Origin of the sequence: Arachidicoccus terrestris (genome assembly GCF_020042345.1) — a bacterium.
In the GTDB taxonomy this organism is placed as follows: Bacteria; Bacteroidota; Bacteroidia; order Chitinophagales; family Chitinophagaceae; genus Arachidicoccus; species Arachidicoccus terrestris.
Map to the genome: position 1 here is coordinate 3,981,999 of NZ_CP083387.1, position 24,468 is coordinate 4,006,466.

The window sequence follows — 24,468 nt, forward strand, 5'->3', positions numbered from 1 at the left end:
ATGGATCGTCCGTGAAGTTAGCCATTTGTGCCTGAATAGAAAACAAAATCCCGCCTGTGATAAGTCATAAGGCGGGATAAAATATAGGGATGCTTTTTTGTCAGAGCTCTATTTGGTAGGTGGCCATGAGTTTACGTAAATTCAGTAAGCCGTAACGCATTCTGCCCAATGCTGTATTAATACTGCAGTCGGTCAACCGAGCAATTTCTTTAAAGCTCATGTCACCATAATGGCGCAATACGAGTACCTCTCTTTGGGACGCAGGCAGATGGTCCAACAGCATACTGACCAGTTGGTAGGTTTCCTGACGAATTCGTTTGGTTTCAGCATTCTCATTGTGATGGACACCCACTACATCAAAGATATCCCGCATGTCATTTTGATCCGTGTTTACAAGGGGAACTCTTTTGAGTTTACGAAAATGATCTACACAAAGGTTATGGGCAATCCGCATAATCCAGGGCAGTACCTTACCTTCCTCATTATACCTCCCACTGCGTAATGTGTCAATCACACGTATAAAGGTTTCCTGAAAGATGTCCTCTGCCAGATATTTGTCTTTTACCAGAAAGAAGATGGAAGTGTAAATTTTGTCTTTATACTTCTCAATCAGCTGCTCCAATGCGTTTAGGTCTCCGTTTTGGAAGCGGGATACCAACTGTGTATCCGTTGGGTAATCATTATTACTCATCATGGTTAGTTCATTTTAATGGAATAGGCGCAGTTCTGATAAGCAGCCCGGTTTCCAAATGAATATATTAGTTCAGAGTAAAAATGCTCAATAGGCGTATAAAGTTTTAATAGGACAAAAATAAGGTATTTGTTAAATGATTTCCAAATTAAAGACCTCCTTTTTTTGAAATTATATATATATAAATTAACGTGAGTGATGTGTTTTGGGATTTTTTGCTACATTTTTAAGAAAAAAAATATTTTTTTACATCTTTCTATTAGTAACTTTATCCTCAATTATGCAAACCGAGAATTCATCCAGTCGTTCAAAAGCCGCCAAGAATAAGCAGGCGAATATATTAGAAGTGTCTAATTCAAACAAAAAGAAAGTAAATAATGCTGCTAAAAAAGTGAAGACAAATAACGAAGTCATATCTCAACCAAGAACAAAAGATCAGGATATATTTATTAAAGGCGCCCGGACGCACAATCTAAAAAATGTGTCGGTTGCTTTTCCCAGAAATAAATTTATTGTAGTCACAGGTGTATCCGGCAGTGGGAAGTCTTCCCTCACGATTGACACTTTATTTGCAGAAGGGCAAAGACGTTATGCAGAGAGCCTGAATGCCTATGTCAGGCAGTTCATGGCCAGAATGGATAAACCCGATGTCGATTATATCAAAGGCTTATGCCCTGCCATTGCCATTGAGCAGAAAGTGACCACCCGTACACCACGAAGCACTGTCGGTTCCATGACTGAAATATATGACTATCTGCGCCTTTTATTTGCAAGGATAGGTATTACGGTCTCTCCTGTCAGTGGTCGGGAGGTAAAAAAAGATGATGTTGCTGATGTATTGCAAACAGTTCAAAACTGCAAGGATGGCGCTCGGTTGTATATCATGAGTCGTTTTAAAGAACAGGCTGGCAGAGATAGCCGGGAAGAACTGGAGATCCTGATTCAAAAAGGGTTTTCCCGGATTTGCCTGCTGCCAGTTGACGAAGCTGCTGAATTGCTGGCAATAGATGAATTATTACAGCTAACAGAAAAGGAACTCAAGAAAAAATTGCTTAAAAAATCAGTTTACGTCCTGATTGACCGAATAAAGAAACGCGAATTCACGGAAGAAGACATACACAGAATTACTGATTCCATTGAAACTGCTTTTTATGAAGGTGAAGAAGAAATGACACTGTTAATTGATGAGAAAACACTTAATTTTAGCCGCAAGTTCGAGCTCGATGGCATTGTGTTTGAACCGCCTGTTCCCAACTTATTTTCTTTTAATAATCCCTATGGTGCCTGCCCGACTTGTGAAGGGTTTGGCCAGGTATTGGGTATTGATAAGGATCTGGTAATTCCCGATCAGAGACTCAGTGTATTTGAAGGAGCAGTAGCTCCATGGAAGGGAGAGAAAATGGTATGGTGGAAAAAGCAATTTATAAAACACGCGAACAAGTTTGATTTTCCAATTCATAAGCCATACCAGGACCTGACAGAAAAGCAAAAACGCTCCTTATGGAACGGTGATGTCGACGCCTATGGTATCAATGATTTTTTTAAAGATATTCAGCAAAACCTGTATAAAATCCAATACAGGGTATTGCAGAGCCGCTATCGCGGCAGAACGGATTGTCCGGACTGCGATGGCTATCGGTTAAGACCCGAAGCCCTATATGTGAAAGTAGGTGGGCTGCATATCGGTGAACTCTGCCGGATGCCGGTGGAAGAACTAAAGCCCTGGCTGGATAGTTTGGTCGCTAACCTGTCGGAACAGAATAAAAAAATAGCCGCCAGATTATTATTGGAGTTACAACAAAGATTGCAGACTTTGCTGGATGTGGGTCTGGGGTATCTGACGCTGGAACGCATGGCCTCTACACTTAGTGGAGGGGAAAGCCAGCGTATACAATTAACCAGGAGCCTGGGCAGTAATCTGACAAATTCTCTGTATATATTAGATGAGCCTTCCATTGGCTTACATCCCAGAGATACTGACCGCCTGATTGGCGTATTAAAGCAACTGAAATCATTGGGCAATACTATCGTGGTGGTTGAACATGATGAAATGATCATGCGAGAGGCAGATTATATTATTGATATGGGGCCGCTTGCTGCACACCTAGGCGGTCAGGTGATCGCCATGGGTACTGCTGATGAACTTATGAAAAATACCGAAAGCCTTACCGGTCAATATCTGAGTGGGGCCCTGAAAATTGACGCACCTAAAAAGGTTCGCTCTTTCACCAATAGTATTCAAGTGAAGGGAGCTCGTCAGCATAATTTGAAGAATATAGATATAAAATTCCCTCTGAATGTGATGTGTGTGGTAACCGGGGTATCAGGAAGCGGTAAAACGACGTTGGTAAAGCAAATACTGTATCCGGGTATTATGAAGCAAAAAGGTGGTACAACTGAAAAAGTGGGACTGCACCAGTCCATAACCGGAGACCTTAGCCAGATAGGTCATGTTGAGATTGTTGACCAGAATCCGATTGGTAAATCTTCCAGAAGCAACCCGGTCACATATATCAAGGCCTATGATGATATCCGACAGTTATATGCCAGGCAGTATCTTGCAAAAGTAAGAGGCTATACGGCCGGTTATTTTTCTTTTAATGTCGATGGCGGTCGGTGTGATGCCTGTAAAGGTGAAGGAGAACAAACCGTAGAAATGCAATTTCTGGCAGATGTCCATTTGGTCTGTGATGTCTGCAAGGGAAAGCGATTTAAGCAAGAGGTGCTGGAAGTGACTTATAAAGAAAAGAGTATCCATGATGTACTGGAAATGAGCGTAGATGAGGCTGTTGAGTTTTTCAAAGATGAGAAGAATCTGGCAACTGCGCTCCTACCCCTTCAGCGTGTTGGCCTGGGGTATATTAAACTGGGACAACCTTCTAATACATTGAGTGGTGGCGAGGCACAGCGTGTTAAACTGGCCAGTTTTTTGAGTAAGAATAAGGCAGAAGATCATACATTATTTATTTTTGATGAGCCAACAACAGGACTTCATTTCCATGATATCCGTAAACTGCTTGATGCGTTTAATGCCTTAATTGATCAGGGGCATTCCCTGATCATTATCGAACATAATACGGATGTTATCAAATCCGCTGATTGGGTTATCGATCTGGGGCCAGAGGCCGGGCAAAGAGGGGGACAGCTGGTATTTGAAGGGAAGCCGGCGGATCTTAAAAAAGTGCCTGCCAGTTATACAGGTAAATATCTTTGAAATTGACTATATTTAATCAGTAATTAAAGGGAAACGTCGTAAAGTCGGAAGGAACAAATCGTTTTTTGTTTTAATGACTGTCTAGGTAATACATATTAGGATGTAACGTTTTCAATTCGATAACCTCAAACCGATAAATATATGAACATGAACCTGACTTTTCATGGAGCAGCCAGAACTGTAACCGGCTCTAAACACCTGATTGAACTTAAAAACGGGAAGCAAATCCTTCTGGATTGTGGGATGTTTCAGGGAATGGGTAAAGAGACGGATGAGTTGAATGCAAATCTGGGATTTGACCCCACACAGATCACGTATATGTTTCTTTCCCATGCGCATATTGATCACTCTGGATTAATCCCTAAACTGGTTAAAGACGGGTATCAGGGAAAGATCTATTGTACGGCAGGGACCAAGGACCTGGCGGCTATTTTACTGAGAGACTCCGCTAAAATCCAGATGGATGATGCCAAGTATTTTAATAAACGCCGTGCAAAACAGCATTTACCGCCCGTGGAAGCGTTATATAATGATGAGGATGCAGAAAATGCGATTCCTCACTTAACAGCGGTAGATTATGATAAATGGCACAAAATCGATGATCAGATTGAAGTGATGTTTGCTGACGCAGGACATATCATTGGATCTGCTTCGGTGCATGTCAGGATAACTGAAGAGGGCAAGACAGAACAGATATCTTTTAGTGGCGATGTGGGAAGGTATCGCGATATTATTCTAAAATCACCTGAGGCATTCCCGCAGGCTGATTATATTATTATCGAGAGTACTTATGGCAATAGCCTGCATGATGCTGTATTTAACACGCCGGAACAGTTGTTGGGTTTTGTGCAGAAGACCTGTGTGGAGAAAAAAGGAAAATTGATTATTCCGGCCTTTAGTGTGGGTAGAACGCAGGAACTGCTGTATTTTCTTAATCAGCTTTCCAACGAGAAGTTATTACCTAAAGTGCCTGTATATGTAGACAGTCCGTTGAGCCGGGAGGCCACAAAAGTAACAGAGGCGCATGAAGAAGGCTTTAACAAACGAATTCGTAAGATGATGGACGTAGATGAGGATCCGTTTGATTTTGAGGGCCTGAAGTTTATCCAGTCAGTAGAAGAAAGTAAGGCACTTAATGATAACCATCAGCCGATGATTATTATTTCTGCCAGTGGGATGGCTGATGCGGGCAGAGTGCAACACCATATCCTCAACAATATTCTGGATCCTAAAAATACTATTTTGATCGTCGGATATTGTGAGCCTCATTCGCTGGGCGGACGGCTGATGCGCGGCGCACAGCAAGTTCGTATTTATGGAGACGAATATGATGTCAAGGCTGAAGTTGGTGTCATGCGCAGTATGAGCGCACATGGAGATTATGATGACTTAAGTCAGTTTCTGGCTTGTCAGGACCCGGCACAGGTAAAAATGACGTTTATTGTTCATGGAGAATACGATGTGCAGCAGGACTTTCAAAAGAGTCTGCAGAAAAAAGGCTTTAAGGAAGTATATGTGCCAGATATGCATCAGAAGTTTAACTTGCAATAAGCAAAGCGTCAAACTAAAATATCTACCGAAGGAGGTGTCAATTATTGGTACCTCCTTTTTCGTTGTATCGCACATATGATATGGGCAATATTGATGGATATTTCAATACGTTCAATGTGTATCGAATTTATTTACCGGGATCTTCCTGGAGTACCTTATTCGGTGTAGATCGCATATGGAAGAGTCAGTTTAGGTAGTGAAAAATCAATTATAAAAATTTAAATTTCTTACGCCCGAATAAACACAACGCTTGTTTGAATCTTCCTAGCTTATGAAAGTATGGATAAATTAAGTTTTCTTTAAAAAAAGGAATCTTACAGCGTAATTGCGTTAATAAAAACATTCGTCTTTACCTCCTTTTCTACAAAAAACTTGTCATAAGCAGTAATTTTAGACAAAAGTGGCTATCTTAGCCACGATTGGCATGTTCTGATGCCGTTTTTGATCAGGCCCTGTCCATGTTCACCTTTGACTGGTGATGGCCATTTACAGTTGGGCCGTACATTTTCCCTTTGCATCTGCAAGTTCGTTTTTGTTTCAGGGGAATAATACATTTTTGTTATGGAAAATCATAAGCAGGACGCACCACAAAATGGTGCACTGGTTCGTTCGTTTGGGCTAAAAATGGCCATTATTATCGTAATGAGTGCCATTATTGGTTCCGGGGTATTTAAAAAAGTGGCCCCTATGTCGGAGGTACTTCATTATCCCTGGATGGTTGTACTTGCCTGGGTGCTTGCCGGTATCATAATATTATTCGGTGTATTCAGCATTGCAGAATTAGGGACAATGTTTCCACGTTCAGGCGGTCCTTTCGCGTGGCTGGAAGAAGTTTATGGGAAATTGGTTTCTTTTCTGTATGGGTGGTCTTGTTTTACAGTGATTCAGACAGCCGCTATTTCTTCAGTTGCCTTTGTCTTTGCAGGTGCCTTGGCAAGTTTTGTACCTCTCCCCCAGTTACCGGCTCATATAGCGTCCATTAATATATTAGGATTAACACCGTTCTCTAATTTTGGCGGGAAATTAATAGCGAGTTTACTGATAATAGGCCTTACGGTAGTTAATATTAGAGGCACTAAAAAGGGCGGCCATGTCAGTCTGGTATTTACTTTTTTAATCACACTGGCTATTTTGACTATTGTATGTCTTGCCTTCGGCTCCAAAACAGGAAGTATGGCAACGTTTGAAACTGTTGGTTCATTACTGCCTCCTGAAGGTTTTTCGATATTGACCTTTATTATGGCCATGTTTATCGCTATGCGTCATGCCTTCTGGGGATATGAAGGATGGGTGGCACTCGGATTTATAGGAGAAGAACTGCATCACCCTAAAAAGAATCTGCCCAGAGCAATGATAATCGGTATAACACTTATTATATTATTATATGCGCTCCTGAATGCTGCTTACTTATACGTAATGCCTATTGACGAAATGCTGGCCGCCGTCAATGTTAATGAGAATACGATTGCCGCAGTCGTTGTTGTAGATAAGTTGGTGGGTGACGTCGGTGTATATGTTGTCAGTGGTATGATACTTATTTCTACGTTTGGCTGCACAAATGCGACAATTTTACTGTCTTCCAGAATTTACTATGCGATGGCCGGTAGCGGACTTTTCTTTAAGAAAGCCGCCAGGTGTCACCCCAAGAGAAATACGCCGGTCGGCGCACTTACATATCAGGGCATTTGGGGGGTTATTCTGGTCTTTTCCGGATCGTTTGATATGTTAACCGATCTGCTGATTATCGCCGCATTTGTTTTTTATGGATTGATCGTACTGGGAGTAGTTATCCTCAGGTACCGCAAGCCGGCTTTACCCAGACCGTATAAAACCTGGGGGTACCCAGTTGTGCCATGGGTGTTTCTGGTTTTTTGTGGGACGCTTTTAATCGTTTCCCTGATTGAGTCACCCGTTAAATCATTGATTGGCTTCTGCCTTATATTTTCAGGGCTGCCCTTCTTTTATTATTGGAGAAAGCAATTGAATATAAAAGCAAAAAAAGTCAAGACAGATTAACTCCGGTTCGGATAAATCATGGGTTACAGCCTGACCTGTATGCCGGTGAAATAATTGCACCCTGGCGCCGGGTTAAAGTAGCGACCTCCATATGCATTAATGTCATTGCCCAGGCTATAAACCTGATCCAGTATGTTATCCACACCAAAATATAGGTCAAACGACGTCTTATGGACATTAAAGCGATAACCTATTTTAGACTGCAGTAGCTGGTAGGCATCTGCATATACTGAGGCGGCGTCATTTAGTGAAATCCGGCTTGTGGCGTTTAGTACAGTGTGTAGGTAAAAACCCTGTTTACTTTCGACATTTAGTCTAAATACCGCAATATTTTTGGGCACTCCTGTCAGTGGGTTTCCGTTATAGATGTTATCCTCTATCTGGTAGTTTAAAAAATGATAAGGTTGATAGCTATAGCTACCACTTATCTGAACCTGACTGATCCAGCTTTCAGGCTGGTTGCCGGCAAATAATCGATATCGTACCCAGAGTTCAGCACCTTTTTGACTGGTGACGCCGGCGTTGACGTAATATTCCATATTGTCCTGATCTGCCCTGCGTACAATGGCGTTTTTTAGTTTGAAACTGTAGATACTACCTTCAAAGTCTACATGGTTGTTAAAGGCATGCCCTCTTACCCCTCCTTCCAGATTCCAGCCTCGTTCTGCCTGAAGGTTTTGTTCAAAACGTCCGTCAGAGGGATGTATTTCGGCTAGTGTCGGCGTTGAAAATCCCTTTGCGGCAGTTGCGTAAATGGCAAGTGTGGGCCGTATTTTATAAGTCAGCCCTATTTTAGGAGACCATAAATAATCGGTTTTTGCAATCGCATCTTTTAATTGCCCGGGGTCAGTCAATCGGTGGTATCGCAGTTTTTGCTGGTTTGTACTGATGCCGGCCTGTAGATGCCATTTGTTTTGGGGGTCAAGGTCTGCAGAGAACTGGACAAAAAATGATTTTCTCTGCAAGACTAATCTGTCTTTGTATTGAACCGTATCCGGGACACCTTTATTGTTGCCAAAATTATCTATCCTGGATCTCCCTGCTATCCATTCCATCCCGGCAAGGAGCTTCCAATTGCTGATGGCGTCATTATTATGGACTGAAAAAACGGTTCTTCCTCCATAATTGCTCTCCTTTCTTTTCTCATAATTGGTCGTGAACGGATTTTTGAAATCAGTGTGGCTCCAGAGGACAGCTGTTTCATTATTTATATAATTATTGATTTTTGATTTAAGGCTGGCGCCACCAAAAATAGTACGGTTGAATATGGCTGCCTGTTGTTCTATAGACCGCGGATAGGCGGTCGTGTCTGTCCCAAGTTGACTTTTGGTTATGCCTCCCGGTGTCTGATAATGCAGGTAACTGTAGAACCCGATCAAGTCAAGCTGTAACGCACCCGAGAGCTTAAATTGCGAGGAATAATTGACAATTGACCGCCCGGCCGTGTCCTGGGCCCTGTCTCCTTTGGAGTAAAAATGGCTTGCGCTGATATAGGTATGGCTCTTCTTACCGGAATGTTCCCAGCTGCCCGTAGGGTTAATGCGGCCGAAACTTCCCATTGTATACCCTAGTGTCAAGTTGTTTTGTGTAGAATCTTTAAATCCTGCCGGCGAATGCAATAACACCGCTCCGCCTGTTCCCGCTCCATATAAGCTGCCTGCAGGTCCTTTAATAATTTCTGCTGCGTGAATCTGTTCGGGACCGATGGATTGAAGGTAAGTATTGCCGCCGGCATCTGTCAACGGAATGCCGTCCAGATAGAATTTTATGCCTCTTACGCCGTACGGAGACCTCAGTAAACTGCCCCTGATGGAAAGCCTTAAACTTCCGGGAGATCTCTGCTCCAGTCTGACTCCCGGAGTGGTATTAAAGGCAGACACAAAAGAGCTGTTGTCAATAAACTGCAGATCCTCATTATTGAGGGAAAAGAGTGAGGCGGCCACGTCCAGGCCGTCGCCTCGCCCCTGAAATGCAGTGATCGTAACAGTTGATAAATTATGGGGAAGACTGTCTACACTGACTGAAGGCACATTTTTGGAGGTCGTATCCTTTTTAACTGGCATAGGCTGCGCTTTTGCATTAGCTATAGACAGCCCCGTGCTGACCAATAGTGTCAAAATTATACACCGGCTTACCGGTTTGTTGATGCACATTAATCTCTTACTTGGATTTCTTTCGTACCGCCCGCGATTTTTCATTATCCAAATTTAAACAACAGAGGATGATTCACAAGGCTTTTATGTAATTATATATCCGAGAACTCATGTACATATCTTCATTAAAAGATTGCTTTAAGCCGGAAAAAGAATATGCCTTTTGTCTCTCAATTTCAGGAACGCTTTGGGTAAACAGTCAATTAAGTCTTGAGCAATCAATGATTCAGCAGCTCCTTTTTTGATGTAGTAGTCTCCTGCCAGACCATGCAAATGCACACCCAGAATAGCCGCTTGCGTGGGTGGATACCCTTGTGCCATTAGTGCAGTAATAATACCTGTCAGAACATCGCCGCTCCCTGCAGTGGCCATTCCGGCATTGCCACTTAAGTTATAGTGAATATTTCCATCCGGCGTGCAGATAGCAGTTCGGTGCCCTTTAAGTACGATGACCAGATGCCATTGCTGTGCTTTCCTTTTTGCCAGTTCGACTTGCTCTAAAGAGTCTTTGCTATTACCGAATAGTCTTTGAAATTCGCCAGGATGCGGTGTTAAGATACTACTTGCCGGAATTAATGCTAAAATAGCTTCTGGATCTGTCGCAATAATATTCAATGCATCTGCATCCAATACTAATGCATCTTTTCTGGTTTTCAGGAAAGCCTTTAATGCGCTGACAGATTCAGGATGTGTATCCATTCCCGGGCCGATTCCATAAGTTGCTTTTCTGATGGGATCAATATCAGATACATAGCTATCGCCAGCTGGCTCAAACATGGCTTCAGGGGCGTTGATTTGCAGAATCTCGTAACCGCATTTGGGGGCCTGTATAAATACCTTTCCCACACCTGCCCGAAGCGCGGCCCTGGCGGAAAGAGAAATGGCTCCTATTTTGCCATAACTGCCACCTACTAAAACAACGGTGCCAAAATTTCCTTTGTGCCCGAATGAATGCTTTGATCTGGGCTGATAGAATTGAGCGGCTGCTTTTATATCAATAGCATAAATATTTGAACTTTCCTGTTGGGTAAAAGACGCACTTAGGCCAATGTCTAACAGGTGAACCTTCCCGGTATACTTTGCTGATTCAGGATGCAAAAAACTTCGCTTATATGCCTGAAAAGAGAGTGTATAGGCTGCCTGGATGATATTTAGGTTGTCGTCCTCTCCGGGCGGAAGGTGGTCAGGTGTTAATCCACTGGGTAAATCGATGGCAATAGTCGGTTTGTCTGCATTGGATAGGAATTTGATAAGTCTGTTAATCACTTCGTTGCTTTTACCGGGGTTATAGCCGGTGCCTAAAAGCGCATCGATTATGACCAGCGGTTTCGGCGTCTTTAAAGGAATTAATAGATCGGTTTTATCAAAAGCAACGATCGCGTTTTCTGCTGTTTTAGGGAACTCCCTGCTCAGATAGTTCCAATGATCCAGCGTTGCTTTCCGGAACTCCGCTGGCGGGTTGGAAAGTATAATTTTTACCTGATAGCCGGCATGTAATAAATTTCTGGCGATTACGATACCGTCTCCTCCATTGCCCCCTTTGCCGCAGACAATATAAAATTCGACTGACTGATCGAATTTCTTTTTAATCCAGCGAGCACAGGCGTCGCCCGCCCGCTGCATCAGCGTTGTTTGAACAATGTTTTCACCAGCCATCGTTGCCTCGTCCCATTTTTTAATTTGGCCGGCATTAAATATTTTCATGGCTTGCTGTTTAATATGAATAATTGGAGATCAGAGATGGAATCTTGCATCTGTTAACCGGTAAGGCCTATCTGAACGTGTATATCCGGATGGCTATTCAGGTAGTCAATCAGTTCATCATTCAGGCTGATTCCTTTATCCAGTGTATATAGGTTGACGGATGCCTGTTGCTCAAAGTCGATCACCTTGAATTTAAGGGTAGCGTTTCCGGGGTGTTTATTAATGTTCTCCTCTAGGAAATTGACCAGGTCATGAGTGACTTCTTTTAATGGCATCTCCATATCCAGCGATTTTGTGAGCGCTGATTTAAGGGACTCCATCAGGCTTATAGAAGATATCTTAAATTCATATTGGCCTGTGTTGAATCTTTGCTTAAAATGTCCGGTTATACTGAGCATAAGCCCTGGCTCGACAAAATTTTTGAAGTTGAGATAGTCTTCCCGCCAGAGCATAAGCTCTGTTTTGCCGGAATAATCCTCAAGAGCCAGTACGCCGAAGTCCATCCCCTTTTTTGTCTGCCGGTGTTGTGCGCCAACCACCATGCCAGCAATTCTGAAATTGACACCTGTTTTTGGATTGGCATCCATGCGCATGGCTTCAAAATCATTGAGTGGCATAATACCATAATGTTTCATTTCGAACCGGAAATTGTCTAATGGATGTCCACTGATATAAATACCCGTTACATCTTTTTCATGCTCTAATTTTTCAATTAATGACCACTTGTCACAAGGTAATATTTTCGGCGTAGCGATTTCCGGCATGGTGGCTTCACCAAATAAACTGCCCATGGAGCTTGTTTTACTGGTCTGAACCACGTTGCCAAATTTAATGATCCTTTCCAGGTTATTAACGACCTCCCCTGTCTGCACCGCAAAATATTGACCTCTGTGCAGGTCGGAGAAACAATCAAAGGCGCCTGCATATACCAGGCTTTCCAATGCTTTTTTATTGACAACTCTTTGATTAATGCGCTGGATAAAATCGAAGATATCTTTATAGGGGCCGTTTTGTGTTCTTTCCTCAATAACTCCGTCAATGGCGGCGTCTCCCATACCTTTCAAGCCGCCAAATCCAAAGCGGATCTCTCCGTTTTTATTTACGGCAAAGCCTTTTTGGGATTCATTAATATCGCATCCCAGAACACCAATGCCCATCCTTTTACATTCCTCCATAAAAAAGGTGATCTTGTCGATCGCACCCGCATGGTTGAGTACGGCGGCCATATATTCACTCGGATAGTGTGCTTTTAAATATGCTGTCTGATAAGCCACGAAAGCGTAACAGGTAGAATGTGATTTGTTGAAGGCATATTGCGCGAAAGCTTCCCAGTCTTTCCAGATTTTGTCTAATTTGTCCTTGGGATGTCCTTTTTTGGAAGCCCCTTCAACAAACTGCGCTTTCATTTTGTCCAGAACAGAAATCTGCTTTTTACCCATGGCTTTACGCAGAACATCTGCATCCCCTTTAGAGAAGCCGGCCAGTTTCTGGGAGAGCAGCATTACCTGTTCCTGATAGACAGTAATGCCATACGTATCGGCCAGATATTCTTCCATCTCAGGGAGATCATAAGTGATTTCCTGTTCTCCATGTTTACGTTTGATGAAATCCGGTATATAGGCAATCGGACCCGGACGGTATAAGGCATTCATCGCGATCAGGTCGGCGAAAACGTCCGGTTTAAGCTCCCGGAGATTCTTTTGCATGCCGGCACTTTCAAATTGGAAGATAGCATTGGTCTCCCCTTTCTGGAAAATCTCAAATGTCTTCTCGTCATCCAGCGGAATATAATCAATTTCAATATCTCTATCATAATTCTGCTTGATCAGGTTTAAAGCAGTCTTAATGATGGACAGGTTTTTAAGGCCCAGGAAGTCCATCTTAATAACCCCGGCGGATTCAATACTACTTCCTTCGATCTGTGTTACCCATAGGTCGGAATCTTTGGCTACGGATACAGGAATCAACTCTGTCAGATCTTTTGGTGCAATAATGATACCTGCCGCATGGATGCCTGTATTACGTACACTTCCTTCCAACCTTTCAGCTTCATGTAATACTTGTGCCCTTAAATCATCACCGTTATATATCTCCCGGATCTTTTTGATATTCTCGATATCTTCCGGTGCATATCCTTCTTTTTCTGCGAGTGATTTTTGTCCATCCTTTGCTTCTGCTGCAGTGATCGGCGCCTTTAGAACACGACTGAGCTTGGTGCCGGGTTTATCAGGCACCAACTTTGCCAGCGTATTGGATTCAGCAAGCGGGAGATCCAACACTCTGGCGACGTCCTTGATAGACATTTTGGCTGCCATTGTACCATAAGTAATAATCTGAGCTACCTGTTGTTTAGAGTATTTCTCTACGACATAGTTGATTACTTTCTGTCTGCCCTCATCATCAAAATCAGTATCGATATCCGGCATGGATTTACGATCCGGATTTAAAAAACGCTCAAAAAGAAGATTATATTTGATCGGATCTATATTGGTAATGCCAATACAAAACGCGACCACACTGCCAGCAGCAGAGCCACGGCCGGGGCCGATAAATACGCCCAGGTCTCTGCCTGCTTTGATAAAATCACTTACGATTAAGAAGTAACCCGCAAATCCCATTGTTTTAATCGTAAATAATTCAAAATCGAGCCGCTCACGGATTTCCTCGGTAATCTCGCTGTAACGTTGTCTGGCTCCTTCATAGGTAAGATAATGCAGATAGTTCCACTGATTAATATTACTGTCCTGTGTTGTTTTAAACTCTTCCGGAATGGGGAACGCCGGAAGCAGAATATCTTTTTTAAGATTTAGCACTTCAATTTTATCCACAATGCCCTGGGTATTCTCCAGTGACTGAGGGATGTCCTTAAAGACCTGCTCCATTTCTGCAGTTGTCTTAAAATAAAACTGGTCATTGGGAAATTTAAATCTTCTGTTTTTAATGATAGCGTCATCATTGACAAAGTCATCGAACCCCGGCGTGGTTTGCTTTTCTCCTGTATTAATACAAAGCAGAATATCGTGGGCATTGGCGTCTTCCTGATTGGTATAGTGGCTGTCATTAGTACAGATGACCGGTACGTTGTATTTTTTAGCCAGTTTCAGCAATACCAGGTTTACTTTATCCTGTTCAGGTATGTTGTGACGTTGCAGCTCTACATAGTAATCATCACCAAATAGGTCCAGCCACCATTTAAACTCCTTCTCGCCTTCTTCTTCTCCACCGGTCAAAATAGCCTGAGGCACGGAAGCGCCCAGGCAGCAAGTAGTGGCAATTAATCCCTCATGATGTTTCGCGATCAGACTTTTATCGACCCTGGGATACTTGCCGTACAACCCCTCAATAAAGCCCATAGAAGTGATTTTGATCAGGTTGCGATAACCCAGATCATTTTTGGCCAGTAGAATCTGGTGATAACGGCGGTCCTTCTTTTCTTTCGTAAAAGTCTTCTGGAACCGGTCTTCCACAACATAGAGTTCACAACCTACAATCGGTTTGATTTTTGGGGTTACAATGTCTTTCCCGTTGGCATCCTTTCCAATGACTTTTGTATTGTTCCAGGCCTGGGCGACGAACTCAAAAGCACCGAACATGTTCCCATGATCGGTGAGCGCCAATGCTTTCATGCCGTCAGACTCCGCTTTTTTATAGAGATGTCCGATTGAGGCGGCTCCATCTAATAGAGAATATTGAGAATGAACATGTAAGTGCGAAAATTGAGGCATAATGGGATGATATCTAACGGTTGATTATTATAATATTTTTCCAGGCACAAATTTCGCCAAAAATTAAGGAACAAAAAAGCCAAATGTCCGATTGGGGAAAACTAATTGACGATTTATATTATTATATAATTTATGTGTATTGCATATACAATCAATATAATGCATCCATTCTGAACAACTTTTTGTAAATGGCGCTAAACAGATTCTGGCCAGATATCTCAATTATGATGCATCTTCAAGAATTCTGAAGGGCACATCCAAAGATGCGATTTCCAAAACAAAGTTAATGACGTAATTCTAAAATGTGCTGACATAGCCGTCAAAACTGCAGATCAGTTTATCAAGTTGATGCAACCCTGGCTAAATGCCCAAAAAACGGTATCTATTGAACTTATTGGCAACCAGCAACCGATAGTACTAAAAATTAAGTCCTGATGACTATTTCACTTGAACCTGATGTGACTGACCGTCGTCTACCATTGAGATATAGGGTTCCTCTTGTTGAACACCATCGACAATATAGGTGCTTGGTATATCGCTGCCGGGGAATATTTCTATATGGTAGAGGGTTGCCTCTCCAAATCTATAATCTACTGTATAACGTTTCCAATTTTCCGGTGTACAGGGTTTAAAGGAAAGCTTGTTGCCACTGCGTCGTATGCCCAGAATGAAACGGAACATAAATTGTTGCATCCAGCCGGCAGAGCCGGTGTACCAAGTCCACCCACCTCTCCCCTTATGCTGCGGAGAATTGTATACATCTGCAGCCATTACATAGGGCTCTACTTTATATGTTTCAAGAGCTTGCCTGGTGAGCGTATGAGAAACCGGGTTGATCATGGAAAACAGCTCCCAGACTTTATTTCTTTGTCCCATTTCTGCAAAGGCCATCATCGCCCAGACTGCTGCATGGGTGTATTGGCCACCATTTTCCCTTACGCCCGGCGCATATCCTTTGATGTACCCCGGGTTTAAATCAGATTTATCAAATGCAGGATCCAGTAGCAGAATGATGCCTTCTTTGGGCCGGACAAGGTGCTCATTTAAAGATGTCAGCGCCCTTTGTTTTTTGTCGTCGTCCCCCGCTCCAGACAGTATAGACCAGCTTTGTGCGATGGAATCGATCCGGCATTCTGTATTTTGTCTAGAGCCGAGTGGTGTGCCATCGTCAAAATAAGCCCGACGATACCAATCTCCGTCCCAACCGTATTTATTGAGGTTGTCTTTTAATCTTTCTGCTTGCTCCAGATATCTGACTGCTGTTTCATGATCCATTACTCTTGATGCGATTTCCTTAAATTGCATGAGTACGCTATATAGGAAAAAGCCCAGCCATATGCTTTCGCCTTTGCCTTTCTCTCCTACTTTATCCATGCCATCATTCCAGTCACCGGTACCCATCAGCGGTAATCCGTGCTCTCCCATTCTAAGTCCATGGTCGATGGCTTTTAAAGCGTGCTGATACAGGCTTTCTGTTTCTTCTGTCACAATAGGTAGATCATAGTAGGAGTCCTCGTTCTCATTAAGAGGTCTACCGTCTAAGTAGCTGGCCTGTACATCCAAAACTGCTTCGTCACCTGTTGTAAATATATATTGGGCCAGCACAAATGGCAGCCATAAATAATCATCCGAACAATGTGTCCTGACGCCCCTGCCAGTAGGCGGATGCCACCAGTGTTGAACATCTCCCTGTCTAAATTGTCTGGAGGCGGATAACAGGAGCTGATTTCTGGCAATATCGGGTCTGGTTGCCATTAGGGCCATGACATCTTGTAATTGGTCTCTGAAGCCAAATGCTCCTCCTGATTGATAATAACCACTTCTGCCCCATATTCTGCAGCTTAATGTCTGGTAGATCAGCCAGCCCCCAGCCAGAAAATTAAGCGCAGAGTCAGGCGTTTTTATGCTGGTCTGCCCCAGGATCTGATTCCACTGTTCATGCACCTGACTGAGTGCCCGGGATGGGAATTCGACCTCATTGGACTTTCCGATCAGCTCAATTGCATTGGCTTTATCCTGTCCGCAACCCAACCTGAAATTCACTTCGGTTTGCTGATCTGTATATAATTGTAGTTGTATCTGGATTGCAGCACATGGATCGAGCGCGGCGCCGGTCTTGCCAGATAGTCGGGTACGTTTCATACCCGCTGGTGTACGCATTGAACCAGACCGGCCGATGAATGCCTCTCTGTCTGCTGTAAGGCTGTAGTCAATTCCTGATACTGCGTAAAAGCAGACGTTGCCCGGGTAGCTTCCGCTATAACGGTTGTATGCAAGGATTGCGGCCTCATCTGGCACCTTTTCCGTGACAATATATGGTGTCGTTTTGCCAGACTGGTCCCCTAATATCCATTGTACATATCCCGTTATGGAGATCTTTCTTCCTCTGCCGCTGATATTATGGAGTTTCAACCATTGATAACGAACAGGCAGCGTCACATCTACAAATATCCATAATTCACTGTGAATACCATTTTCGGTATGCTCAAAGACGCTGTATCCAAACCCGTGCCGGGTAATAAAATCCCCCTTGGTTATTGTGGGTAATGGTGTAGGCGACCAGAAGGCGCCAGTCTCATCATCCCTTATATAAATAGCTTCTCCGCAATTGTCTTGAATCGGATCGTTTTTCCAGGGTGTGAGTCGGTATTCATGCGCATTGCCGCACCATGTATAACTGCTGCCGCTTTCAGTAATGACCATACCCAGTTCTGGATTTGCGATGACGTTGGACCAGGGCATAGGTGTTCTTTGCCCGGCAGAGCTACGAATGATATATTCTTTTCCATCCTTTGTGAAACCACCGATACTATTATTAAAAACCAGTCCTTCCGGTAGAAGTTTTCTGGTGGAGATAACTGTTTTTTCCTCTCGGGTACTTTGAGTAGCAGATTTGGTCAGTTCAGGAGGCAGCAACTTTGTTTTCTGACTGCTATTGATCTGTTCTTCCAAACTTCCCAATTGGTCATCTATAATGATACGGGCCACGGTCTGCATCAGGATCCGGTCTTCCATCGGTATCTGATCTGCTGAGCGCAGGTAGATACCTCCGTATTGTGCATTGATTGAAACACTGTTTGCCAGTGCAATCAGGCTCTGGATCTGTTCATGGAGATCTTGTCTGTAAGAACTGAAATTCTCATTCCATATAATGAGATCTGCTTTTATTCCTTTTAGCCTCCAATAGGTATGTGCATTGATTAGTTGCCGGATCAGGCTAATATTTTCCTCGCTCTGTACACGAAGCAATACAATGGGAAGATCCCCGGAGATCGCATAAGCCCATAATCCTGACTGGGTTTTAACGTTACTGGCAATAACAGAAGGGGCGGCTCTGAGCGCTGCGTTTGGATACAGGATAAAACCTGCCATTTTGCTGTAAAGTTTTGCTTCGGCCTCGGTGGCATTGATCTGACGAAGCAACACCTGGCTGTGTGTCCAAGATAGTTCAAAAGCCCTGTTTTTCAGGTGTCGGTCCTGATATTTATCTAGCAGCGCTTCACAAACTGCTTTTTCTGCAGCAACGCCAATGATCAGATCAATGGTCGCTGTCTGCCCCGCCTTAAGCTCGAACTGGTGGCGAATAGATACAATAGGATCCAATACAGCGCCTTCACTGTCGGATAAAGGGCCTGCCTTGTCCATTGCTATTGGATTAGCGGTGGTTCTGGCCCTGCCGATAAAACGTGCTCTGTCTGTTTCATAGGAAATATTGCGGCTGGTGATGCCGCTGACAGACATCAGGTGGAACATCCAGGGTGGCTGTTCATCAGATGATCTAGGTCTTCTGGTACATAGGATTGCCTGCTCCTCCTTAAGAATACTGGTTTCTACAAACAAGTTACTGAAGGCCGGATGCGCTTCATCAGCACTTTGCGGTGCTAACACCACTTCTGAATAGCTGGTCACTTCCAGTGTTTTTGAGCTGGATCCTCTGTTTGTTATCCTTATTCTTCTTACTTCCACATTGTCTTCCGGGGAAACAACGATTTCTGTCCTGGTTTCAATAGCATCATCCTTTCTTCTAAATTCTGCATGCCCCTGTGAAAAAACTGCTTCATAGACATCTGTCATTCCCAGCACCGGCTGATAGGTATTTGACCAGTACTGGCCTTCCTGAACATCTTTGATATAGCAGAAAGTGCCCCAGTTATCCATGGTGCCGTCTTCTCGCCACCGGCTGATCGCCAGGTCGTTCCACCGGCTGTACCCACCACCCGCATTAGAGATCATGACGTGATAATGACCATTGGATAGCAGCTTGATCTCAGGATGTCGGGTAAAGGGTGTCCGGATAATTTCCATACTGGCTTGTTCGGTTACAGGACCGGTTTGTGCGTTATCCGGTGTATGTGCATAGAATATAGTGGCTTTAGGGATTTTCTCCTGTAGCAATAAAAGAGAAGATTGCAAGGTGGGGTCTGTTTCAAAGCGTTGTTGCATTTTCCCCTGGCGTAATAGGCAGGCCAGGGCTAAAAAACTCATGCCCTGATGATGCACCATAAAAGAGCGGATAACCGCCTCCTCTCCTCCGCGGGGTAATCTGGACTTTGTAAAATCAATCGCTTCATAAAAACCATAGTGTCCGCTATACCCTTTTTCCGCCATTCGTCTCAGATTGCTGGTCGCCAGTCCCGGCCGGATCATAAGTGCCAGCATCGTCGCATAAGGGGCAATGACCAGGTCCTCTCCCAGCCCCCTTTTCAACCCCAGCCCTGGAACACCAAATGCACGATATTGATAGTTGAGATTTGCATCAACTGTATTATAGCCGGATTCCGATATGCCCCAGGGAACATTTCTGGAAGCAGCAAAAGATATTTGCTTCTTTATTAACCCTTTACTGGTCTGCTCTATTAAGGTGTTTTCGTAGGTAGGCATGACGAGTTGGGGCATCAGATATTCGAACATAGAGCCACTCCAGGATAGCAATACCGGTGTTTTTCCAGCGCCAGTTAGTAGCCTGCCAAGCGCGAACCAGCTTTCTTGCGGAATTTTCCCTTGTGCAATAGCCACATAGACCCCCAATCTTGCCTCTGAGGCCAGCAAGTCATAATAACTCTTATCTGCTTGTCTGTCCTGTACATTATAGCCGATACGCAATAGATGTTTAGAGCTGTCATATAAAAAACTATATTCCATATCAGCCATTCTTTCGCAAGTATCAGAAAGGTCGATAGACTGATCAATCAGATCTATTGCGGCCTTTGCTCCCCTGAGAACAAGTTCTTTTATCAGATCCGGGGAAATTCGTTGACCCATAGCGGGGTTATTGTTGCCCGTAGCTATGTTTTCCGTTTGATCAAGAGCAGTTAATTTTTTGGGATAACCTTTGATGCGGTACAGATGCGTGTTATTGACCAGCCACGGATACTGTTGCAGCAATATCTCTAGTTCGTTTTGTGATAAATTGTCCATAAAAGAGATCCAGGGTGCTACTGTGCTAATCTGATCAATAAGCACCATCAATTGCCGGTGAAGGCAGATAATGCCACTTGCCGGAATAACCTGCATAGGGCTGGTCTTGGCCTCAGATTTTGTCTCCTGCAATATAGCCGCTGCCTGTGGGGCATTGGGCTCAAGAGCCGGTTGGGTCTTAGTGCGGCTGATCTCCTCCAGTTTTTCTTTTATTTCAGCTGGTTTTTCTTCATGGATCAGGGCTTCACAAAGTGTGGTCAGTTCCAGAAAACTACGATAATAGAAAAGCAGATCGTTTTGCAGCGCATCAACTGTTGCCATACAGGCGCTTAATCTGTTTTGAACGGAGATAAACCGATCATTATTTTGATTGCTATCCTGGTCCAACAATAAGGTGTCTCTTAGACCTTCAAATATATTGCTGGGAATCAGCGGGGCAAAGCTTAACTGTAATAGGCCCTGTCTGAGTGTGATGAGATGCCCTGCCAGATTGCCGCTGTCTACTGAAGAAACATATCTTGGAGGCAAGGGCTCCAGCGTCAGCGTATTATACCAATTGTAAAAATGCCCCTGGTATTTTTCCAGTCTGTCCATCGTTTGCAGCGTGTTGGCAGTCCTTGTGAGCAGTTCCACCATGGAAATATAAGCAAAGTCGTAGGCGGACAAGGTAGCCAGTAAAGACAGCCCCATATTGGTCGGTGAAGTACGATGGGCAATGACTGATGTAGGTTCCTGCTGATAGTTATCCGGCGGTAAATAGTTTTCTTCTTTGGTAACGAAGGTCTCAAAAAAAGACCATGTCTGACGACTCAGGTGGTGCAGAAAGGCCCGGTCCTGTTCAGATAAAACATCTGTATTTTGTCTTTTTGGCTGATTGGTGCGCCATACCAAAGCAGGTGCCAGCAACCATAGTAACAGAACGGGTAGTGCTACTAGAAATGAATCAATGGAATGTAGATATAAAAATACGCCTATGATTAGCGTAGTGACAGTGGCTGTCCACATAGCACTATAAGTACCCGTAAGTGATGGCCTTTTTTTTCTCGCCAACAGCCCTGAGGGTACCCACTGGAGTAAGTGTTTTTTGGAAACGGTCATACGCCAGATGGTGCGTCCAATGGCATCCAGATGTTGCCAGGCTTCATATGGCAGGCAGGCAATATAGAAAAGTTCTGTTAGAAAATTCTCCCAAGTCTTCCAGGCAAATTCCCTGAGATGTGGTTGCATATCCACATCCTTGGGCTTATGTAGTAAATGCCATAAAGAATTAAGCAGAATGGGGATAATAAAAACGGCAATGACACAACTCGTCCAGAGCCATGGGTAGGGTAACATCATCCAGCCCATACAAAGCAGGATGACTAAACAAGGTGCAACTAAAGAGCGCCGGATATTATCGGCTATTTTCCATTTGGATAGCAGCGAAAGTGGATTCTTTTGTAATCGTCCGTTGCCTGCCGGCGCCCATGGCATTGCCCAGGAGGCGATCTGCCAATCTCCCCGGATCCACCTGTGTTGCCGACCGGTGTCCAGTAAATAGCGGTCCGGATAATCCTCAAATAAAGCCACATCACTGATAAGCCCCGAACGCAAGTAGCAGCCCTCTAAAAGATCATGACTTAGAATTCTGTTCGTGGGTAGCCTGCCTGACAGGGCTCTTTCAAAAACATCAACTTGATAAATGCCTTTTCCGATAAAAGAACCTTCGCCATACAGGTCTTGATATACATCAGAGCTGACCCGGGTATAGGGGTCTAATCCCGAGTCCATACTATGCATCCGGACAAACAAGGAACTCGTTGATTTTGGAAGCGTGACGGCTACCCTGGGTTGTAATATGCCATGGCCGGCGATGACCCTGCCCCGGGTCAGATCATAGAGCGGATGGTTGAGTGGGTGGGCCATCGTTGCAATCATCTGCGCAGCGGCCTCTCTTGGCAGCTTTGTATCTGCATCCAGTGTGATGACATATTTGATGGCCGGAAGTGTCTTGAAATCGCCTGCAATGGTCGCAAATGCACCGGTGTACTCTTCTTGCCCGTCCAGCTGTTTCTTTTCAGCTATTTCAATCCTTTTAAGTAAGAATTGATTGAGGTCGCCTAATTTTCCTCTTTTCCTTTCTCTGCCCATCCATATTTTTTCTCCCGGGGACCACTGTCTGTTGCGTTGAAAAAGATAAAAGATATCGGCATTTCCTTGGCTGTATTTCTTATTAAGCGCTTCAATATTTTTCACGGCATGATGCAGTAAAGTGCTGTCTTCTTCTAAAACGGCCCTGTCGGCGTCTTTATAATCTGCCACCAGGCTATAAAAGAGATTTTTATGGGGATTTGCCAGATACCGGACTTCGAGCGCTTCTATTAGTTCTTCTATTCCACTGAGGCTGGTCAGCATACAGGGCACGGCAACAAGGGTAGCGTTGTCGTCCGGTATGCCACCGCTAAAATCCAGTTTAGGGAGCAACCGTGGTTTAATGGCTCTTGTGACAATCCAGTTAGCCAGGGAAATGGCCAACTGGCTACCCCCTATGAAACTTAGAATAAAGACCAACAGGATGAGCGTATAATGCACATGATGGCTGTAGGCAAATATGCAGACAGCCATACATAAGACAAGGGTGCCGATGAGAATTCCGACGCTATAATAAAAAAGCTTATGACTCAGAAAGAAAGCCTTTATTTTATCTGTAAAACTACAGTCCATTCTTGCCTCTTTTTGGGTCTGGGCGATGCCTTTATCGATCAGGTAGTACCCCACATGCCTTCTTCGGTAATCTTCCAGATTATCTTTGCTGGCCGTAGCGAGCCGGATGGCGATGCCGGCAATATCTGCCTCAGAAATGGGACTCTTTTGAGCGATAGATTCGATTACATGTCTGTAAGTATCCCTGGTTGTAAAATCCATTTGAGTATATACAGGATCCTCTTTTAATATCTGATCGACCGAACTTATACTTTCAACAAAGTCACGCCATTCAGTCGTTCTCAGTAATCTAAGGCTTTCAATACTGTTACGCATGGAGACCTGATCTGCTGCCTGGGATTGATTCTCTATGTGAATTAGTTCCGAGCTCGTATATCCGGTTTCCACCAGTTGCTGGTCTACCCAACTGAGCGGCAGGGTCAGTCCGGCCCCTTTTCCCTGCAAACGTCGGGTAAACTCCGCTACGAAACAGCTGGACAGAACGGGGCCGGTTCTGGCCATATCTGCCACGGTCAGGATGATATTTTTTGGCTGATTCTCGGCATCCTCTAAAAGGCGGCCCGCCCAATAGCCGGCGATATTCTGATCAATACGATCTAAGGCAATACTCACTGATACCCTTCTTAAGTTTTCAATGAGTGCCAGTCTAAGCATAATCGGAATGGCCCAGAGTTCTCCCAGGGTTAGGTTGGTTTGCTTTTGATAGGCGTTAATAAAACTGCTCAAGTTGATCAGATCCACACGCCCGTCACTGTGAGATATGATTTCCAGGGCAATATCGTACACTCTGGGAAAACCTGCATTAGCTCCGGAAGTCAGGTGTGGCAGATTCTGACTATATCCCTTGGGGAGGTGTTTACGCCCAATGGAGATCTGTTCCTCAATCAGATAAAAGTTATCTAAAAGCCATTCACTGGCAGGCGTTAAAGGCAGTTTGTCTTTTACTGCTTCTACCAACAGATCCCGTACCTGTAATAACACATCCTCGTTCTGATCCAATCTTTTTAAGAGCTTATCACTGTTCTTACCAGACATGACCCGGTGGCTGGCCGCGACTTTAGTACCATGTCGCCTCATTTGCCAGGCACTGAAAAGCTCAGAACGTAGTGGTTGTTCTTCTTTGTAGGGTTTCTTTAAAATGCTCTCTCCCTGAAAATAGGAACGCATACGTAAGAGCAGGCTACTGGCCGTGTTAGTGATTTTCTTCATGCTTCTCCGTTTCTTTTTTCTACTATACGGTTCTCAGCCTGACGGGTAGTGCTCCTAGGGGTTATTAAGGCTGGGACAAAAAGT

Annotated in this window: 8 protein-coding genes; 3 read left to right on the forward strand and 5 right to left on the reverse strand. The window is 44.1% G+C overall.

Features of this window, described 5'->3' with window-relative positions; translation table 11 throughout:
* Nucleotides 1-100: 100 nt before the first annotated feature.
* Complete coding sequence (locus tag K9M52_RS15615) at nucleotides 101-694, reverse strand: RNA polymerase sigma factor (RefSeq protein ID WP_317197276.1); 594 nt, start codon at nucleotides 692-694, stop codon at nucleotides 101-103.
* A gap of 277 nt (nucleotides 695-971) precedes the next feature.
* Here K9M52_RS15615 and uvrA point away from each other — a divergent pair, with 277 nt between their 5' ends.
* The 3 genes from uvrA (at nucleotide 972) to K9M52_RS15630 (ending at nucleotide 7,472) form a co-directional block, all read left to right on the forward strand.
* Nucleotides 972-3,905, forward strand: coding sequence for an excinuclease ABC subunit UvrA (gene uvrA, locus K9M52_RS15620; protein WP_224069364.1), 2,934 nt, complete (start codon nucleotides 972-974; stop codon nucleotides 3,903-3,905).
* A 147-nt stretch (nucleotides 3,906-4,052) separates the two neighbouring features.
* Nucleotides 4,053-5,456, forward strand: a complete 1,404-nt coding sequence (locus K9M52_RS15625) for an MBL fold metallo-hydrolase RNA specificity domain-containing protein (RefSeq protein ID WP_224069365.1) — start codon at nucleotides 4,053-4,055, stop codon at nucleotides 5,454-5,456.
* A gap of 561 nt (nucleotides 5,457-6,017) precedes the next feature.
* On the forward strand, nucleotides 6,018-7,472 hold the full coding sequence (locus K9M52_RS15630; protein WP_224069366.1) for an APC family permease: 1,455 nt from the start codon (nucleotides 6,018-6,020) through the stop codon (nucleotides 7,470-7,472).
* 23 nt (nucleotides 7,473-7,495) lie between these two features.
* On the opposite strand, the gene K9M52_RS15635 is transcribed toward K9M52_RS15630, so the two are convergent.
* The 4 genes from K9M52_RS15635 to K9M52_RS15650 form a co-directional block, all read right to left on the reverse strand.
* Complete coding sequence (locus K9M52_RS15635; protein ID WP_224069367.1) at nucleotides 7,496-9,535, reverse strand: TonB-dependent receptor; 2,040 nt, start codon at nucleotides 9,533-9,535, stop codon at nucleotides 7,496-7,498.
* Between the two features lie 228 nt (nucleotides 9,536-9,763).
* Nucleotides 9,764-11,329, reverse strand: coding sequence for an NAD(P)H-hydrate dehydratase (locus K9M52_RS15640; RefSeq protein WP_224069368.1), 1,566 nt, complete (start codon nucleotides 11,327-11,329; stop codon nucleotides 9,764-9,766).
* A 53-nt stretch (nucleotides 11,330-11,382) separates the two neighbouring features.
* The gene (gene dnaE, locus K9M52_RS15645; RefSeq protein WP_224069369.1) at nucleotides 11,383-15,054 is read right to left on the reverse strand and encodes a DNA polymerase III subunit alpha; all 3,672 of its coding nucleotides are present in this window, start codon (nucleotides 15,052-15,054) and stop codon (nucleotides 11,383-11,385) included.
* 438 nt (nucleotides 15,055-15,492) lie between these two features.
* Complete coding sequence (locus tag K9M52_RS15650; protein ID WP_224069370.1) at nucleotides 15,493-24,384, reverse strand: glycoside hydrolase family 94 protein; 8,892 nt, start codon at nucleotides 24,382-24,384, stop codon at nucleotides 15,493-15,495.
* Between the last annotated feature and the right edge of the window lie 84 nt (nucleotides 24,385-24,468).

Coding starts and splice junctions, on each gene's coding strand:
- uvrA (WP_224069364.1), top strand. CDS start 972: ATGCAAACCGAGAATTCATCCAGTCGTTCAAAAGCCGCCAAGAATAAG.
- K9M52_RS15630 (WP_224069366.1), top strand. CDS start 6,018: ATGGAAAATCATAAGCAGGACGCACCACAAAATGGTGCACTGGTTCGT.
- K9M52_RS15635 (WP_224069367.1), bottom strand. CDS start 9,535: ATGCCAGTTAAAAAGGATACGACCTCCAAAAATGTGCCTTCAGTCAGT.
- K9M52_RS15640 (WP_224069368.1), bottom strand. CDS start 11,329: ATGAAAATATTTAATGCCGGCCAAATTAAAAAATGGGACGAGGCAACG.
- K9M52_RS15625 (WP_224069365.1), top strand. CDS start 4,053: ATGAACCTGACTTTTCATGGAGCAGCCAGAACTGTAACCGGCTCTAAA.
- K9M52_RS15615 (WP_317197276.1), bottom strand. CDS start 694: ATGATGAGTAATAATGATTACCCAACGGATACACAGTTGGTATCCCGC.
- K9M52_RS15650 (WP_224069370.1), bottom strand. CDS start 24,384: ATGAAGAAAATCACTAACACGGCCAGTAGCCTGCTCTTACGTATGCGT.
- dnaE (WP_224069369.1), bottom strand. CDS start 15,054: ATGCCTCAATTTTCGCACTTACATGTTCATTCTCAATATTCTCTATTA.